At 42.1% G+C, this 17,421-nt stretch carries 17 protein-coding genes, 1 tRNA gene and 2 pseudogenes; 10 read left to right on the top strand and 10 right to left on the bottom strand.

All coding sequences use genetic code 11. From position 1 onward, the window contains the following. Both EWV60_RS08495 and EWV60_RS08490 read right to left on the bottom strand, forming a co-directional pair. A pseudogene (locus EWV60_RS08495) lies at positions 1 to 263 on the bottom strand (transposase family protein); the annotation flags it as partial. A 210-nt stretch (positions 264 to 473) separates the two neighbouring features. Then, positions 474 to 647: pseudogene (locus EWV60_RS08490) on the bottom strand (IS1/IS1595 family N-terminal zinc-binding domain-containing protein); the annotation flags it as partial. Between the two features lie 313 nt (positions 648 to 960). Here EWV60_RS08490 and EWV60_RS08485 point away from each other — a divergent pair. The 8 genes from EWV60_RS08485 (at position 961) to EWV60_RS08450 (ending at position 6,559) form a co-directional block, all read left to right on the top strand. Further along, on the top strand, positions 961 to 1,446 hold the full coding sequence (locus EWV60_RS08485) for a DUF29 domain-containing protein (RefSeq protein ID WP_016515563.1): 486 nt from the start codon (positions 961 to 963) through the stop codon (positions 1,444 to 1,446). Between the two features lie 106 nt (positions 1,447 to 1,552). Then, entirely contained in the window at positions 1,553 to 2,452 is a 900-nt protein-coding gene (locus tag EWV60_RS08480; RefSeq protein ID WP_016515562.1) for a lysophospholipid acyltransferase family protein, read from the top strand. A gap of 141 nt (positions 2,453 to 2,593) precedes the next feature. Next, complete coding sequence (gene fabG, locus EWV60_RS08475; RefSeq protein ID WP_002775997.1) at positions 2,594 to 3,370, top strand: 3-oxoacyl-[acyl-carrier-protein] reductase; 777 nt, start codon at positions 2,594 to 2,596, stop codon at positions 3,368 to 3,370. A 170-nt stretch (positions 3,371 to 3,540) separates the two neighbouring features. Beyond that, positions 3,541 to 4,308, top strand: a complete 768-nt coding sequence (locus EWV60_RS08470) for a proteasome-type protease (protein WP_002754509.1) — start codon at positions 3,541 to 3,543, stop codon at positions 4,306 to 4,308. Between the two features lie 31 nt (positions 4,309 to 4,339). Then, entirely contained in the window at positions 4,340 to 5,077 is a 738-nt protein-coding gene (locus tag EWV60_RS08465; protein ID WP_002735178.1) for a sulfite exporter TauE/SafE family protein, read from the top strand. Positions 5,078 to 5,196: 119 nt separating this feature from the next. Continuing rightward, entirely contained in the window at positions 5,197 to 5,616 is a 420-nt protein-coding gene (locus EWV60_RS08460; RefSeq protein WP_016515561.1) for a tetratricopeptide repeat protein, read from the top strand. After that, the gene (locus EWV60_RS08455; protein WP_002754507.1) at positions 5,609 to 6,496 is read left to right on the top strand and encodes a M48 family metallopeptidase; all 888 of its coding nucleotides are present in this window, start codon (positions 5,609 to 5,611) and stop codon (positions 6,494 to 6,496) included. Before EWV60_RS08460 ends, EWV60_RS08455 begins: the two co-directional genes overlap by 8 nt. Beyond that, positions 6,475 to 6,559 (top strand) — tRNA-Leu (locus tag EWV60_RS08450). Before EWV60_RS08455 ends, EWV60_RS08450 begins: the two co-directional genes overlap by 22 nt. A gap of 779 nt (positions 6,560 to 7,338) precedes the next feature. Here EWV60_RS08450 and EWV60_RS08445 read toward each other — a convergent pair. After that, entirely contained in the window at positions 7,339 to 7,809 is a 471-nt protein-coding gene (locus EWV60_RS08445) for a type II toxin-antitoxin system VapC family toxin (protein WP_103113143.1), read from the bottom strand. Beyond that, positions 7,806 to 8,573, bottom strand: a complete 768-nt coding sequence (locus EWV60_RS08440) for a hypothetical protein (RefSeq protein ID WP_016515559.1) — start codon at positions 8,571 to 8,573, stop codon at positions 7,806 to 7,808. The genes EWV60_RS08445 and EWV60_RS08440 overlap by 4 nt, the downstream gene beginning before the upstream one ends. A gap of 299 nt (positions 8,574 to 8,872) precedes the next feature. Here EWV60_RS08440 and EWV60_RS08435 point away from each other — a divergent pair, with 299 nt between their 5' ends. Further along, positions 8,873 to 9,766: a DNA adenine methylase gene (locus EWV60_RS08435; protein WP_287231856.1), complete on the top strand. Its 894-nt coding sequence runs from the start codon at positions 8,873 to 8,875 to the stop codon at positions 9,764 to 9,766. A 9-nt stretch (positions 9,767 to 9,775) separates the two neighbouring features. Here EWV60_RS08435 and EWV60_RS08430 read toward each other — a convergent pair whose 3' ends face one another. The 6 genes from EWV60_RS08430 to EWV60_RS08405 all read right to left on the bottom strand — a co-directional run bounded on the left by EWV60_RS08430 (position 9,776) and on the right by EWV60_RS08405 (position 15,724). After that, positions 9,776 to 10,606, bottom strand: coding sequence for a restriction endonuclease (locus EWV60_RS08430; RefSeq protein WP_287231854.1), 831 nt, complete (start codon positions 10,604 to 10,606; stop codon positions 9,776 to 9,778). Then, positions 10,584 to 10,844: a helix-turn-helix domain-containing protein gene (locus tag EWV60_RS08425; protein ID WP_036386251.1), complete on the bottom strand. Its 261-nt coding sequence runs from the start codon at positions 10,842 to 10,844 to the stop codon at positions 10,584 to 10,586. The genes EWV60_RS08430 and EWV60_RS08425 overlap by 23 nt, the downstream gene beginning before the upstream one ends. Before the next feature lie 113 nt (positions 10,845 to 10,957). Beyond that, positions 10,958 to 12,964 (bottom strand): transketolase, encoded by a 2,007-nt coding sequence (tkt, locus tag EWV60_RS08420; protein WP_002754495.1) that lies wholly within the window; start codon positions 12,962 to 12,964, stop codon positions 10,958 to 10,960. Positions 12,965 to 13,046: 82 nt separating this feature from the next. Beyond that, positions 13,047 to 14,297 (bottom strand): beta-ketoacyl-ACP synthase II, encoded by a 1,251-nt coding sequence (gene fabF / locus EWV60_RS08415; RefSeq protein ID WP_002754493.1) that lies wholly within the window; start codon positions 14,295 to 14,297, stop codon positions 13,047 to 13,049. 70 nt (positions 14,298 to 14,367) lie between these two features. Beyond that, the gene (locus EWV60_RS08410) at positions 14,368 to 14,619 is read right to left on the bottom strand and encodes an acyl carrier protein (RefSeq protein WP_287231851.1); all 252 of its coding nucleotides are present in this window, start codon (positions 14,617 to 14,619) and stop codon (positions 14,368 to 14,370) included. 385 nt (positions 14,620 to 15,004) lie between these two features. Then, entirely contained in the window at positions 15,005 to 15,724 is a 720-nt protein-coding gene (locus tag EWV60_RS08405; protein WP_287231849.1) for a biliverdin-producing heme oxygenase, read from the bottom strand. Positions 15,725 to 16,234: 510 nt separating this feature from the next. On the opposite strand from EWV60_RS08405, the gene rpaA reads away from it, so the two are divergent. Then, positions 16,235 to 16,975 (top strand): two component system response regulator RpaA, encoded by a 741-nt coding sequence (gene rpaA / locus EWV60_RS08400; protein WP_002736267.1) that lies wholly within the window; start codon positions 16,235 to 16,237, stop codon positions 16,973 to 16,975. Positions 16,976 to 17,421: the final 446 nt, after the last annotated feature.

Genomic DNA, 17,421 nt, shown 5'->3' with positions numbered 1-17,421 from the left:
AACTCTTCGCTAAAGGGTTTCTGACAATTACCGCACTTAAATTGACGACGATTAACTTGTAGGTACACTGGTTGACCTGAGAGCGGTAAATCTTTGACTAAATGTCGATGATTTTGGTGGAGTTTATCGCTCTCTAACCCACAACGAGGACAGATTGCTTTTTGACTTTTCGATTCGACTGGTCAAACTATACCGATATTTTCTAGGTGTCGATAGCCTTGAATACAGGTTCCTTGTAGGTTCAAAAATTTGTCAAGTATTATAAGTAAAATAATCTCGTTTTTGGCAATTATATCAAATCTTAACTCAATTGTCTATCTTTTGGCATTAACCTGTTTGTGCCTTAAGTTCTTCCCTGTATGGGTTTCAGCTACTTTTGAGCTTAGGTACTCTCATCGAATTTTATTTTAAGTTAATTATTTGCATAACAATTCCCGAAGAGCCTAAATTCGTTCGAGCAGGAGTTTATCAATTAATTGTTTGGTTTCGTCAGATACGGTTTTATTAGTGGGATTGATTACAAACTGACGACCACATTCTTTACATTGACGTTTGGGTTTTCCATTATGTGTAGAACCATTTTTGATGGTATGATAAGAACCACATTTAGGACAACAAGATGTTGAAGTTTGTGAATCTTTTGTCAGAAGACAATGTTCTAAATCTTCATCGTAATTTAACCAAAGTTTAATTATCCAAGAGAAGATATTGATAAAAATAGCAATCATAAAAAGCAAATCTCCAACATTTATCAAGCAATTATTTTTATTAGTAAATATTCTACACGACTCAGTCCAGATAAGCAAGATGGCTTACCACTACTACCGAATCACTACCCCATCACAAACATGGCTAAAGAGGGAATAGCTGACTCTAGAGATTAATGACATCATCTGTTATGATAGGGTTAGTGATTACTATACAGCCAACGGAATCGCTTTAAGAACCGTAAACAATGCAATGAAAACTTTAAATCAGAATCCCTGGCAAGTAGAGGGAGGAGAAACCCTACCCCTACTTTACGAAATTGATCAACATCTTTGGTTAGAGGAAACAATAAAACTCCTCAAAGAAAATCGCTTAGATGAATTAGATGTAATCCATTTAATTGAGGAATTAGAAAGCTTGAGTAAAAGAGATAAAAACCGAGTCAGTAGCTTACTTGAACAAGTGATCAGGCATTTATTACTTTTACACTATTGGACAACAGAAGCAGAAATAAATCGGAATCATTGGCGAGCAGAAATTATCAGTTTTCGCACGCAATTAAGAAAATGTTTAACGACAAATTTACATAATTATTTAGCCGAGGAATTACCGATAATCTATCAGGATGCTTTAGATTATGTTCAACAAAAAACTGGTTTTTCTGGCGATTTTCCTCCAGAATGTCCTTACAGTTTAGAGCAGTTATTAGATAAAAATTGGTTCAACTGTGAAGATTAGACATTAAAGATGATAGAATCATCAAGGAAAGCCGTTCTCAAACGATGGGTTTTTTAACCGAAATTTGCGATAATTAAGATGCGCTTAAATTATCAACTGGGCATCAATGCAGATTTTTAGTTCTTTTGTCTCATCTACGGCGACTTTTGCCGAATTATCCCTACAAGCAGCCAAGTCCCCTGTTGATACCCTCACTGGTTGGTCATTAGAGGATCGCGATCCGCAAGTGATCGAAAAATTTGTCCCCCTTCTGGATTGGTTTTATCACCATTATTTTCGCGTCGAAACCGATGGTTGGGAAAATATTCCCCCCTCAGGACAAGTATTATTCATCGGCTCCCATAACGGCGGTTTAGCGGCTCCCGATATGTTTATGATGATGTATGATTGGTTTCAACGCTTTGGCAGCGATCGCTTAGTCTATGGTTTGATGGATTCGCGAGTCTGGCGATTTTTTCCATCCCAAGCGCATCTAGTGGCCCAAATGGGAGCTATTCATGCTCATCCGAAAATGGCGATCGCTGCTTTGGATAGTGGCGCTAGTGTCCTAATTTATCCAGGAGGTGCTACGGATGTTTTCCGTCCCCACAGTTTAAGAAATAAAATTCATTTTGCTGGTAATCAAGCTTTTGTTAAACTAGCTTTACAGTACGAAGTGCCGATTATTCCCGCCATTTCCCACGGCGCTCACTCGACCCTGTTTGTCCTCGAAGATATTTATCCTCAATTAAAAGAATTGCATAAACAGGGTATGCCTTGGCCTTTCGGTATTGACCCCGGAACCTGTCCCATCTATTTCGGTTTACCGTGGGGACTAGCTATCGGTCCCTTGCCGAATATTCCCTTACCCGTAGCGATACAGACGCGGGTTTGTCCCCCAATTATTTTTGAACGTTACGGCAAAAAAGCGGCCCGGGACCGCCGTTATGTACGCGAATGTTATGAGAAAGTCTGTTATTTGATGCAGCAACAACTCGATCAATTAGTGGCGGCCAATTCCCCCTGATACTATACAGGAAAGTGGGGACAGAGCGATCGCCATTGAGGATTGCTGCGGTCAGATTAACCCGCTTGTGAGATAATGAAGTGTTTTGAGCAAAGTTATCAGTACAAAGTTTTCTCTTGAGATTTGACGATTATTTGGGGAATGCAGAAAATTATGAAACTATTACCCGCAGAATGCCAGCATTTACAAGACAAAGTAGCCATAGTAACCGGGGCCTCGCGAGGGATCGGTAAAGCGATCGCCTTGGAATTAGCCAGCCAGGGTGCTACTGTAGTGGTGAACTATGCTAAATCTAGCAGTGCTGCCGATGCCGTTGTTGAAGAAATTACCGCGGCCGGGGGAAAGGCAATAGCTCTACAAGCAGATGTGGCTAAAAGCGAAGAAGTGGATAATTTAGTGGACAGTACCAAGCAAAAATTCGGTCATATTGATGTCTTAGTTAATAATGCCGGTATTGCCCGGGATACGCTAATGTTAAGAATGAAATTAGAAGACTGGCAAGCGGTCATCGATCTCAATTTAACCGGGGTTTTTCTCTGCACTCGCGCCGTCGGTAAATTGATGTTAAAACAGAAAAGCGGCCGCATAATTAACATCACTTCTGTATCTGGTTTGATGGGTAATCCGGGTCAATCTAATTACAGCGCCGCTAAAGCTGGTGTTATCGGTTTAACGAAAACTTTAGCCAAGGAATTTGCCAGTCGAGGCATCACTGTTAATGCCGTGGCCCCCGGCTTTATTGAAACTGATATGACTCATGACCTCAAAGCAGATGAAATTCTCAAATATATCCCCCTCTCCCGTTATGGAAAACCGGAAGAAGTCGCCGGAATGGTGCGTTTTTTAGCCGCCGATCCCGCCGCTATTTATATCACTGGTCAAGTCTTTAACGTCGATGGTGGTATGGTTATGGCTTAATTCAGTTATCAGTTATCAGTGATCAGTTTTAAGCTTTAAATGATATTATTCACCGATCAATCTTCACTAATTACTGTTTACTAATTAATGATTACTGTTCACTGATTACTGTTCACTGATTACTGTTCACTGATTACTGTTCACTGATTACTGTTTACTGATTACTGAAAATGACTTACTGTTTAGGAATTATCAATCGTTTTGGCATTGTTATGGGGGCGGATTCTCGCACGAATGCGGGAGTCGATTATATCTCGGCCTATCGGAAATTATTTGACTTTTCGGTATCGGGAGAAAGAGTAATTATGGTCTGTACATCGGGGAATTTATCGATTAGCCAAGGCGTGATTCACGAACTAAAAAGAGATCTGCACAATCAAGAGGATAAAAATCTCCATTCTCTGACTCATCTCTACGATATCGCCCACTATATCGGTGATAAAAGTCGTCAAGTACAAGCTAGGGAAAGAACTTGGCTAGAAAAAGATAATATTGATTTTAAATGTAAGTTTATTCTTGGGGGACAAATTAAAGGAGAAGAACCGCAATTATTCATGATTTATCCCCAGGGAAATCATATTCAAGCCACCAAAGAAACGCCCTTTTTACAGATAGGTGAAACTAAATACGGTAAACCGATTCTCGATCGCACTATTACCTATGATACACCCCTAGAGGAAATGGCTAAATGTGCCTTACTTTCCATCGATTCGACCATGAAATCGAATATTTCCGTCGGACCGCCTATCTATTTGAGTATGTATGAAGCTAATAGCCTAAGCCTACGTCATAAGTTACAATTGCGTCTAGGAGATCCCTACCTAGCCAAAATGCGGAAACTCTGGGAGGATTACGTCCGGCAAGCTTTCGAGGCTATGCCGAATGTGGAATGGCATTATACTGATGAAGATCCCAAAGAAGATATCATAATAGATTAAGTAACTCTTTGTGAATTAACTTTACAACTCGATGATCATTGTTACCTTGATGTTGGCAGGTAGTCTAGCTTGGTTTTTTAGTACCCTTGCTGGTGGGGGCAGCCCCCTGATTCTACTCCCCGTTTTAGGTTGGTTTCTCGATGCTGCCGTCATTCCTCCGGTTTTGACCACGGGGATGCTAATCGGTAATGTCCAACGCATGGGAATGTATTGGCGCGCCATTGACTGGCCCTCGACGGTGTGGTATTTACCCGGGGCAATTATGGGATCTACCCTCGGTGCTTTTGTGTTTGCCCATTTACAATTCAAATGGTTGCCGCTAGTTTTGGGAATTTTTCTGGTTTTATCCTCGCTTAAACAATTATTTCCCCAACAAGAAAATCCTTTTTTTGAGATTAAAACTTGGTATTTTATGCCCTCGGGATTTATCTACGCTTTCCTGTCAGGATTAGTCGGTAGTACCGGCCCGATGATGAACCTATTTTATATTAACTATGGGCTAGTTAAAGAACCAATGGTGGCAACGAAATCCGTTCACATGGTAGTAGTTCATGTGGCCAAATTAATCGCCTACGCAGCCTTTGGAGTTTTACATCTGCCTTTTCTTGGTTACGGTTTATTGTTAGGATTAGCAGCCTGGCCAGGCAATTGGTTAGGACAAAAAGTTTTAGAAAAAATGAGTCCTCAGCAATTTAAACAAGCAGTGATGTTATTCGTTTCGATGAGTGGCCTATTGATGATCTGGCGAGAACGCGGCATCGTCTTTTAAAATTTTGCTGACAAGGGGACAAATTTTGCTAGAATACTAAATAAAGGCAAATTGTACTAAAACAGTGTAATACGCCGATCACCGTTAGATTTGCTCCTTGATTAACCCCCTAGCTGAAAATGACAGAAATCGCCAATTTTACCCTCGAACAAGGTTTAGAACGCTACCAACAGGGAGAAAACGCTGCCAGTTTATTGCCAGAATTTAAGCAATTAAGCGATCGCAGTCCTAAAAATGCCGCCGTTTGGTCCTGTTTAGCTTGGTTATATATGCTCACCGATAAACCGGAATTAGCCCTAAAAGCCGCCCAAAAAGCCGTTAAACTCGATAAAGTTTCCCCCCAAAACCGGATCAATTTGGTTTTGGCTATGTTAGAAACCAAAACCGCCGGAGTTAGAGAACATATCGAACTGGTGCAACAATTAGTTAGTTTAAACAAAGAAGTTCGCCAAGAAGTGGATGAAAATATCGCCGATGGTTTAGCTAGAAAACCCGATTGGAAAAGTTTAGAACGCGTCAAAGTTTGGTTAAATGAATAAGAATATGGAATTATCAAAACAGTTATTACTAGGCTTAAAAGCCAATGATTTTCGGCATCCCATCGACCTAGAGGCGACTAACTCCCTTAAACAGTTGCCCGGTTTAGATATAGCCGTGAGAAGTTTGTTAGGTTCCGTCGCTGAGGAATTCTTTTACCTAAATAATATTGCTGCTAGTGTTTTGGTGGGGGAAAAACAATTACCCGACCTGCATAATCTCCTCCTAGAAGCTTGCCGAGTTCTCGACTTAGAACCACCTCAATTATACATTCAACAAAACCCCGTTCCTAACGCTTATACCTTCGCCATGCGCGGCAAAAAACCGTTTATGGTGATGCACACTTCCCTAATTGAAATGCTGACTCCCGCAGAAATTCAAGCGGTAATCGCCCACGAATTAGGTCATCTCAAATGTGAACACGGCGTTTATCTGACTTTAGCCAATATTATGGTCCTAGCGGCGGGATTGCTGCCCAATTGGGGGACAATGTTAGCACGATCCCTACAGGAGAGAATGTTAGCATGGGTGCGCTGCGCCGAGTTTAGTTGCGATCGATCCGCTTTATTGGCAGTTCAAGACCCAAAAATCGTCATGTCGGTGTTAATGAAGTTAGCCGGAGGTTCCCCCAGTCTCGCACCTTTATTAAATTTAGAGGCTTTTATCGATCAGGCCAAGTCCTACGATGCCGTCAGCGCCTCGGAAATGGGCGAAATGTTAAAGGGTTTGCAAACCCAACAGTTAACCCATCCCCTCCCCGTCCTGCGTGCGCGAGAAATCGATCGTTGGGCCAGTTCCCCCGATTATCACAATTTGTTAAAGGGGCCAAAAATGGGTTATAATGATAAAACTAATGCCAAGGGCGAATGGCGAAATTGGTAGACGCACCACACTCAAAATGTGGCGAGGCAGCCCCTCATGTCGGTTCGAGTCCGACTCCGCCCATTAAAATGACAAAAACCAAGCATAAGAATTTATGGTGCGTTACCGCAATTCTAACCTAGTGTCAGCATTCTTCCCTCGCTTTTAGCGATGGCATGAATGATGATCAGTATATAGACAATTCCCGAAAGCTGTGTTGTAATATCGGCATCCTGATTTGGAGAATAATCGATGTCAGAATACTCAAAACCTTTCGACAACATAAAAAAGACTAAACTGTTTAAGGATAATCAAGCTGGGGCAAGAGTAGGGCTGGCTGGTGGAGCTTGAGCAGCTATAGCCTTAGCAGGAATGTTACCATTTACAGCCCCTGTCTTAACTTTTTGCGGGCTTGGCGGGATGCTGGACGGAATGATGACAGAACGCAGTATAAAAAAGGAGTTGACAAAATTACTGGTAAAAATAAATAATCCCATCAGACAAAATAAATAAAATTTTGGGATAATTAGGGATGAAATTACAGTTGTGATCCTGGCATTTCTGGCGAGAACAATTGATATTATTGGTTTGATTTGCTGTTAAATCTTTACTCCTGACAACGTACATTTTAAAAGGGCTTCTTCTTGATTATTAATATTAATTTTGCTTAAAAATATTTGCTCTTTTGGTGTGGGCTTCCAAACAAATAGTCCTGTTTCTAAATTGGTCTGAAAGAAAGCATTGGCAAGAGATGTAATCACTAAATCAAAATCTGTTTTAACATGAAGGTATTCCTATCAATTTAGACCTTTTGTGTTCGGTAATTCGATTTGTAATTTTCCTACGCGAGAATGGGTATTTTTTCAAAAAAGATCAAGTTGAACTTCAAAAAAAGGTTTTCTAATTATTAAAGGAGGATCACCGATTTCTCCAGAGAGTTTCAGCAAGCCATCATCAAAAGTATCTAAAACATCCACTCTGGCTTTAATTGCCGTCGCCACATGAGTTGCATCTTTAGGTTTTAGTGCCTGATATTGCCACATCAATTCTCTGGCTAGTTCGCCAACTTTTCTGTCCACATCATAAATATAAATCCACTCATGTCGGAAAAAATCAGAGATTTTTTCCTCACTTTCTTTAGGTAATTTTGGCTGTCCTTTTTCTAATTTCACCACTTCAATAAAAGTAAGAGCAGAAGTCACAATTATTACCTGACCATTTTCAGCTGCTTTGAGAACAGAAATACAATCATTAATTTTATCCTTTTCATTTTTCAGGAAAGCTAAAAAAACACAAGAATCCCAGTAGTGTAGCTTTTTTGTTGGACGAATCACTTACTTCCTCCCCAAATTCCGATCATTTCCTCAATGGTAGGTAAATCTTTTTCCTGAGGAAAAAGATCAATTGACTCAACTTTAATACCGATTTTTTCCCCATCTTCTCTAGAGGTAACTATCCCCGATACAGAGACTCTTTTTTCTAGATATTCTTTGATATTATCAAGTAAATTTGGTTCAAAGTAACATTTAACACTTTTATTAGTCAATAAATTGTAAACTCTAAAAATAGGTTGACGACTTACATCAATAGCTTTAAGCACACCTTCTACAGTACCAAAACTTTGATATTTTCCCCCGATAATTTCATCAACATTAGCAATCAAAGCTTGATTCAAGTCGATACACCTCGAATCAAAGCCCAATTGCACCATAAACTCATCTCTTTTTGCCAATATTGCTAATGATCGCGCACTTTCTAAAGCTCGATCAGAAAAATACTCAGGGCGAATCGGATGTTCTAAAATTGTTACTATTCCCCTTTCTACAGTCTTAATAACTTCAGAAATTTGACTAGGTGTAATCTGATCTTGAGGCATTCCTTCTAAAGTAAGATGAATGCTGCCACTATGAATTTGAGAGATTCTCCAATTTATCAGGGGGCGATTTTTGTTAGCAAGGGTTTTATCTACTTCATGGAGTAGTATTGCTAATTGTTCTTGAGCCTTGATAAATTTATCAAAAGACAACAGTGAGCCTTCTATATCTAGTGTTAGGCTCTTGATTGTTTCCTTCGATATAGGGCTTTCCCCTTTAGTCATGGCTCTAGGAATCGTGATAATTATCTCAAGTGTAAAGGTTTTGGCTAACTACTAAAGCTTCCTACTTTACATTTTTACATGAACTAACCCTAAAGCCTAAACTAGGTTGACCTATAACCACAAAAAAACCCGCTTGCGCGAGCTTTTTCCACAAAACCAAAGTTTTAATTAACCTAACAACGCTTTTGCCTTCGCTACCACGTTATCCACGGTAAAACCAAACTTCTCTGACATTCCTAGAGAAAATATCGTAATTTTGTTAAAATAATCTCAAAGAAAAGCCTCTAAAATCAAAGGTAATGTCCAAAATCGCTAAAAAACTTAGTAATTCTCCTTTTCGTTATCCCGGCGGTAAATTTTATGCCCGTAAGCTAATCTTAGCTTGTCTTCCTAGTCACCATAAGTATTGTGAACCTTTTGCGGGGGGAGCATCTATATTCTTTGCTAAGGAAAGTGTAGCAGAGAATATTCTCAATGACAAAGATGAGGAATTAATGAACTGTTATCGACATATCAAAGATCATCTTGATAGTCTAATTGAATTATTAAAAGGTCTAAACGCTACCAAAGAACTACACAGTTATTATAAAAATGAATTTCAACCAGCCAATGACCTAGAAAGAGCCATGCGTTGGTATTATCTAAATAGAACTTCCTACTCAGGAATTATGAAACTTGAAAATTGTTATTGGGGCTATGGTGATAAGTATTCTATGCGTCCTGAAAACTGGCCTTCTCACCTAAAAACCACTTCGGAAAAACTGCAAAATGTCAATTTATCTTGTTTAGATTTTGAAGATTTAATCAATCAATTACCCGATGATTACTTTTTATTTGTCGATCCTCCTTACTTTCAAGCAGATCAAAATAAATTCTATTCCTGCTTCTTCAGTCTAGAAGATCATGAAAGGTTATGTAAGACGTTGAAAAAACATCAACATCGATTTAAATTTCTTTTGACTTATGATAATTGCTCCGAAATTAGAGAAATGTATGATTGGTGTATTTCTTTACAAGATAATGAATGGAATTACACTATTAATCGAACTGATGATCAAAAAAATGGTTTAAAATTAGAACATGGTTATCAGAGTGAAAGACGCAAGGGCAAGGAGGTATTTATTGCTAATTATGATCTTCAGAAACCTGCAAGATTTACACCTCTACAATTAAGTTTATTCGATGTATCTTGATTCCTAATTTTAATCAAGTAAATCCTCTATTTTTTCTATCGGGAGCCATGGTTGTAGAGGTTCAGCCGTATTAACATCAAAGAAAATTTTGGGATAATTAGGGATGAAATTACAGTTTTGATCCTGGCATTTCTGGCGAGAACAATTGATATTATTGGTTTGATTTGCTGTTAAATCTTTACTTCTGGCAACGTACATTTTCAAAAGGGCTTCTTCTTGATTATTAATATTAATTTTACTTAAAAATATTTGCTCTTTTGGTGTGGGGTTCCAAACAAATAGTCCCGTTTCTAAATTGGTCTGAAAAAAAGCATTGGCAAGAGATGTAATCACTAAATCAAAATCTGTTTCAATATATTGATCTTTGTGAATATTGAGGCTTGTTGAAGGTATTCCTATCAATTTAGACCTTTGTTCTGCCGCTTTGTCTCCTAAGGTTCTTGATCTCATACATTTGACTTCAATAAAAGGTCTGATACCTCCCTGAAGACGGAAACTACCTTTTTTGGCTAACTTACATTCAGCAGAGTATTTTTTGGCGTTTTTTTGATTGATAATAGCTACATCTATATCGTGAGAACCAGCTTGAGGATTTAAGCGAGGATTAGTAACTAAATAATTATTCGCGAGTATTTTTGACAGTTCATCTTGTACAGTGAACTCAAAAAACTTGCCACGAATCATAGGAATAACTTTTGGATCATTGAGAACTTCTGTAATATATTTGATATTCAAACTATAACTCTTACAAAAACTTTCTATTTTTTCAAACCATTCCCATTCAAGCTCGTTATCATGCAAAAACTGCTCAAGCAATTTAATCAAATCTTCTGACATCATCAGTATTTACATCGGAATTTATAGACATAGTGTTAAAAAGCTCCGAAAGACTTATGTTTAATGCTCTACATAAAGAAATCAAGCATAGTAAAGAAGGATTCCTTTTACCACGTTCAAGAAGACTGATGTAAGTTCTATCCAAATTGGCCGCTTCGGCCAACCTTTCTTGGGATAAACCCTTTTGAATGCGAGCATTATGTAAACATCTGCCAAATTGAGCTAAATTGTCCTTTGCCATGCTTCGATTAAACTGCCTGACGTGACCCCTAGTCCACTGACTGACAGTCACAATAGAAAAACAAAAAAATGAGCCAGATTTTTCTGACTCATTACAGCTAAGATTTCAGGTAATTAACCTAACAACGCTTTTGCCTTCGCTACCACGTTATCCACGGTAAAACCGAACTTCTCTAGAATCACACCTCCTGGAGCAGAAGCGCCGAAGGTATCAACCCCCAACACATCCCCCTCATCGGTGATGTAGCGATGCCAACCCATAGTTGAACCCGCTTCCACCGCGAGACGTTTTTTCACTGCTTTCGGCAATACCGATTCTTTGTATTCTGCCGATTGTTCCTCGAATAGCTCCCAACAGGGCATAGAAACGACGCGGGCTTTAATTCCTGCTTCTTTCAACACCGCAGCCGCTTTATCGCAGAGATACAACTCGCCACCCGTACCGATGAGAATGACATCGGGAGTACCTTCACAATCGGTGATAATATAAGCACCTTTGGCCACACCCTCAAGGGAAGTTCCTGCTAAATTGGGCAGATTTTGACGGGATAATGCTAGTAACGTCGGGCGCTTAGTTTCACTCACCGCTACTTTATAAGCGCCAGAAGTTTCCGTACCATCCCCCGGACGCATGACTAAGAGGTTAGGAATAGCGCGCAGAGAAGCAACGTGTTCCACGGGTTGGTGAGTCGGTCCATCTTCCCCTAGGGCAATGGAATCGTGAGTCATTACCCAGATGACGCGAGTTTCTGACAATGCCGATAAACGGATAGAATTCCGCATATAGTCGGTGAAAATCAGGAAAGTTGCCCCGTAGGGAATCAATCCCGTGTTATGGAGAGCAATCCCGTTACAAATCGCCCCCATCGCGTGTTCTCGCACGCCAAAATGGACGTTACGCTCCTGATAACTGCCTTTTTGGAAATTACCAAAATGCTCTAATTCCGTGTAGTTAGAGTGGGTTAAATCCGCCGAACCACCGATTAAACCGGGTAAAACCCCCGCAAGCGCATTTAAGCAGATTTCCGAGTGTTTACGACTAGCGAGCGCCTTATCTTCGGGTTTATAAACCGGTAAAGCTTGCTCCCAACCTTCCGGCAGTTGACCGGTGGTTAACTGCTCAAATAAAGCCGCTTCTGCGGGATATTTAGCCTGATATTCGTTAAATAACTTATTCCAGTCCGTTTCTGCCGTCGCTCCCTTGTCCACTGCTTGCCGGAAACGATTTAACACCTCATCGGGAACCACAAACGGCTCGTATTCCCAACCTAAGGCTTTCCGGGTTAACTCGATTTCTGTTGCTCCCAAAGCTGCCCCGTGAACATCGGCGGTATTAGACTTATTGGGGGAACCATAACCGATGGTGGTGGTGATTTTAATCATCGAGGGTTTATCGGTGACAGCTTTGGCAGCCGCGATCGCATTGGCAATGGCATCTAAATCGGTGTTACCATTCTCGACGTGCTGAACGTGCCAACCGTAGGCTTCAAAACGCTTGCTCACGTCTTCGGTAAAAGCGATATCGGTGGAACCATCGATCGAGATATGGTTATCATCATAGAGAGCGATTAACTTGCCTAAACCCCAGTGACCGGCTAAAGAACAAGCTTCCCCAGAAATCCCCTCCATATTGCAACCATCACCCAAAATGACATAGGTGTAATGGTCGATAATTTTGGCATCCGGTTTGTTGAAACGGGCTGCTAAATGGGCTTCTGCTAGGGCCAAACCCACACCATTGGCAATCCCTTGACCCAGGGGACCAGTGGTCACTTCTACCCCTTCCGTGACGAAATTTTCGGGGTGGCCGGGGGTTTTCGATTTCCACTGCCGGAATTGTTTAATTTCCTCTAGGGGAACGCTATCGTATCCGGTCAGGTACATCAAAGCGTACTGCAGCATACAACCGTGACCGGCGGAGAGAACAAAACGATCGCGATTGACCCATTGGGGGTTTTTCGGGTTAAAACGCAGGAATTGATCCCAGAGAACAAAGGCCATGGGAGCGGCTCCCATGGGCAGTCCGGGGTGTCCCGATTTAGCTTTTTCTACGGCATCCACCGCTAAAAAACGTACCGCATTAATACAAAGTTCTTCGAGGGATTGGGAGACTACAACCATAATGTTTTTTAGAATGAACTACAAAAATAAGACCAGGTTAAAGAGGGAGCCACTCACAGATTACTCTTTCAGGGGCATCGACTCAAGCATATTTTCTAAAAGCTAGGGTGACGTTATGGCCACCAAATCCAAAGGAGTTGGAGAGGGCAGCGTTAACTATCTGCTGACGACTTTCGTAGGGGACGTAATCAAGATCACAATCGGGGTCAGGATTGTCCAGGTTGAGAGTCGGGGGAATCCGATCATTAGCGATCGCCATTACCGTGGCCACGGCTTCAATACCGCCAGAACCGCCTAAAAGGTGGCCTGTCATCGATTTGGTGGAACTGACGGGGATTTGGTAGGCCGATTCTCCTAAAGCTTTTTTAATCGCCTTGGTTTCCGTGGGATCATTGGCCCCTGTACTGGTGCCGTGGGCGTTGATATAGCTAATTTCCGCCGGAGTCAAACCGGCATCTTTGATCGCTAATTCGATCGCTCTGGTGGCCCCACGACCGTCGGGAACCGGTGCCGTCATGTGATAGGCATCGCAAGTCAGACCATAACCGATCATTTCGGCGTAAATCCGCGCCCCACGGGCTAAGGCCGTTTCTAATTCCTCTATAATCAGGATTCCGGCCCCTTCCCCCATGACAAAACCATCCCGATCCTTGTCAAAGGGACGACTGGCCCGGGTGGGGTCATCGTTGCGGGTGGACAGGGCCTTAGCGGAGGCAAAACCAGCCAATCCTAGGGGGGTAACGGCGGCTTCCGTCCCACCGCAGATCATCGCTTTGGCCGAACCCCTTTGTACTAGACGAAAAGCATCCCCGATGGCATTGGAACCAGCAGCACAAGCGGTCACGGTACAGTTACTCGGTCCCTTGGCTCCCGTATGGATAGCGGTTAAACCGGCGGCCATATTGGCAATCATCATCGGGATCATGAAAGGACTACACCGGCCCGGACCTTTTGTCAAGTAAATTTCCTGTTGATCCTCCAGCACTTTTATACCACCTACGCCCGTACCGATTAGTACACCTATATCATCGGCATTGAGAGCGTCGATAACTAATCGCGAATCTTGCAGTGCTTGCAAACTGGCGGCGACGGCAAATTGAGCGAAACGGTCCATGCGCTTTGCCTCTTTGCGATCCACATATTCGTGGGGGTCAAAACCCCGCACTTCCCCAGCAATGCGACAAGCGTGACGGGAGGCATCAAAGTGGGTAATTAAACCAATGCCACTTTTGCCGTTGATTAAGCCTGTCCAATAGTCTGCTAGATTATTGCCGAGGGGAGTGATCGCACCCATCCCCGTGATGACAACCCTTTTTAATGGCAATTCTGTCATGTTTGTTCAAAAATAAGGGCAGATTTTGCCCCAGATATTTAATTCTAAATTGTCAATTTTCCCGCAATAATTAGGCGGTTGCTCCTACTTTCTCGTTAATATACTCGACAGCTTTGCCCACAGTGTCAATTTGTTCGGCTGCTTCGTCGGGAATTTCAATATCAAATTCTTCCTCTAAAGCCATCACCAACTCGACCACATCAAGGGAATCCGCTTTCAGATCATTAGCAAAGCTTGCTTCAGGGATAACTGTATCCGGATCCTCTACTTCTAATTGTTCCACAACAACTTTTTTAACTCGATCAAAAATGTCTGCACTCATGGATGTCAATTTTTATCCGCTGGTTTACCGGACTCTAGCCTCTAGGGTCTGGGGAAATGGGGCGGTGTTACCATTTCCGACAATAAATTTCGGTTAGCTTTTTCACTGACCATTTTTCATCTTACTGGAAGTTGTTCCCCTCTTGATGAAGTTTTTTCGCGATCATCAGGGAAATTGGGGTGTAGGGTGTGGGGTGTAGGGTGTGGGGAGAATAAATAAAAATAATCTCCTGTCTCCTGACTACTGACTACTGACTACTGACTACTGACTCCTGCCTCCTGAATAAAAAGCAAAAATATAACGGATAACTCTGAAATTAAGATAATAATCATGGCTGACCATCACCCAAATTTTAGAATTTCCGTTTTTTTGGTTTTCTTGACTACTATTCGGCGGTGGCCAATCCGGTTTCGGTGCTGCCGGTGCTGCGACGACGGGTGAGAGTATTAAAGAGCATAATTCCGATCGCTTTGATTAGATTACCTTCCAACTCTTGGAACATTTTCATGTTCATGCCAAAAGCGGCGTTAGCTTCGGTGACAATGCGATCGGCCATGGCTTGATCCACCGGTAACTCGTCGAGGGTTTGACGATAGTGGTTTTTATAGGCTTTTTCGTCGGTAATATCTTTGAAATCATAGAAAGCTGTGCCACCAGTTTCCAGATTCATCGCTTTTTCGGCGATTTTTTTCAAGATTTGCCCCCCGGACAGATCGCCGAGATAACGGGTATAGGAATGAGCGACTAATAATTCGGGTTCTGTTGTGGCGATTTCCCGAATCCGGTTAACGTAGGCCTGACCTGCGGGAGATAAAGCGATCTCGTTGCGCCAATTTGGACCATAATAAAAATATAAATCCTGTTCTAGCGCATTTTTGCGATTGAGTTCAGGAAAACAGATTTTAGAAACGACGGGATGACTACGAAGTTTTTCCATCTCCTCTTCCATGGCCGAATAGACGAAGTAGAGGTTAGCCACCAGTTTGCGATAGGAAGTTTTTTCCACCACACCTTTGAGAAAACACTTGACAAAACCGACGTTTTCTGCCATGGTGTGAGATTTTTTCGTGCCTTCTCGCAGTTGAGTTGATAAATTAACGCTCATATTATGATCACCTGTTGGGATGAGTAGAATGGATCGGGTTCGTTACAGATGCTTACTAAAACCGCCTATTTTGGTAGATTAAACTGAATCGATCGCTAATTTTATTAAGAATTTTTACAGTGCCGCCGGGGGAGCTTAGGGGGAAAAGTTAGCTCTAGCAGGACTTAACCGTCGGTTGAAACTGGTATTGAGCCAGATGGCGAAATTGTAAAGATTAGTGAAAAACTGCTGCCTAGGTCATCTTGGGGAGAGAGAGGCTAGGACATAGCACTAATATCGATTATCGAGCAACATTCTTCACACTTCTTATTAATTCTTAACATTCAGGAGACTTAGATCAGCAAAATTTCACAAATTAAAACCGAATTTAGCAATCATGCTTATAATCAGTACAGGATTCTTTATGTTGTGCTAAACTCAAGCCCTTGAGAGACAAAGCCCTAGTTGCGATGTCAGCGAGAACACATTTAGCAACCCCCTACCCAAACCCTTAGTCATAACACTCTGGTAATGCCCCGAATACTTGTAATCGATGATGATCCTGCGATCGCGGAATTAGTCTCCATCAACTTGGAGATGGCGGGTTATGACGTTAACCCCGCAGAGGACGGGATTAAAGGCCAGGCCTTGGCCGTCCAGTTACAACCCGATTTAATCATGCTGGATTTAATGTTGCCCAAAGTCGATGGTTTTACTGTCTGTCAGCGTTTGCGACGAGATGAACGCACGTCAGACATCCCGATTTTGATGCTGACAGCCTTAGGACAAACCCAAGATAAAGTGGAAGGTTTTAACGCGGGTGCCGATGATTACCTGACCAAACCTTTCGAGGTGGAGGAAATGTTAGCTAGGGTACGCGCTCTCCTGAGACGCACCGATCGCATTCCCCAAGCCGCTAAACACTCAGAAATACTCAGTTTTGGGCCTTTAACCCTGGTTCCCGAACGTTTTGAGGCGGTCTGGTTTGAAGGTGTGGTCAAGTTAACCCATCTAGAATTCGAGTTACTCCACTGTCTTCTCCAGCGTCACGGTCAGACCGTTTCCCCCAGTGATATTCTCAAGGAAGTCTGGGGATACGATCCCGATGATGATATCGAGACTATTCGCGTTCACATTCGCCATCTGAGAACGAAACTAGAACCCGATCCCCGCCACCCTCGCTATATTAAAACCGTTTACGGTGCGGGTTATTGTCTGGAGTTACCCACCAATGAACAGGTGGTGCTTGATTCATCGGCGGCAACAGTTTAAACGGGGAGCGATTGTCTAAATAGGCAATAGGGACTATTGTTTCCTCGCTCCTCCTCCTCTTCAGATTGAGAAGGTTGACCGGCGGTTAGGTTTTGATGGCTATGGCTGCGGCCTCTTTGTGACCCTGACGATAACAAGGGGAAAACACCCCTAGCAAGTCAGGACAATGGCGGGAGTAATTACTGGTTGAATTTAGTATCAGCAGAAGTCTCTCGCTTTTAGCCATGGGACGGCGCTTTTAAACGGGAGAATTACTTCGCCTTAGGGTTCCCCTCATGAATGCTGAATATATGGGGTTTGCTGAAAAAGTCGCTCAAAGAATTATGCTATTGCTGAACTTCCCCCATACATATATACTATAATAGCCGAAAACCCTTATCCATCAATGGATACGCCCCTTAACTTTTCTTGATGTACCCATGTAATTTGTAACATTTCTTAATGGA

Origin of the sequence: Microcystis sp. Msp_OC_L_20101000_S702 (assembly GCF_007095705.1) — a bacterium.
GTDB classification, from domain to species: domain Bacteria; phylum Cyanobacteriota; class Cyanobacteriia; order Cyanobacteriales; family Microcystaceae; genus Microcystis; species Microcystis ichthyoblabe_A.
Note: the sequence above shows the minus strand (reverse complement) of the source record. Positions and strands in the feature narration are given on the sequence as shown.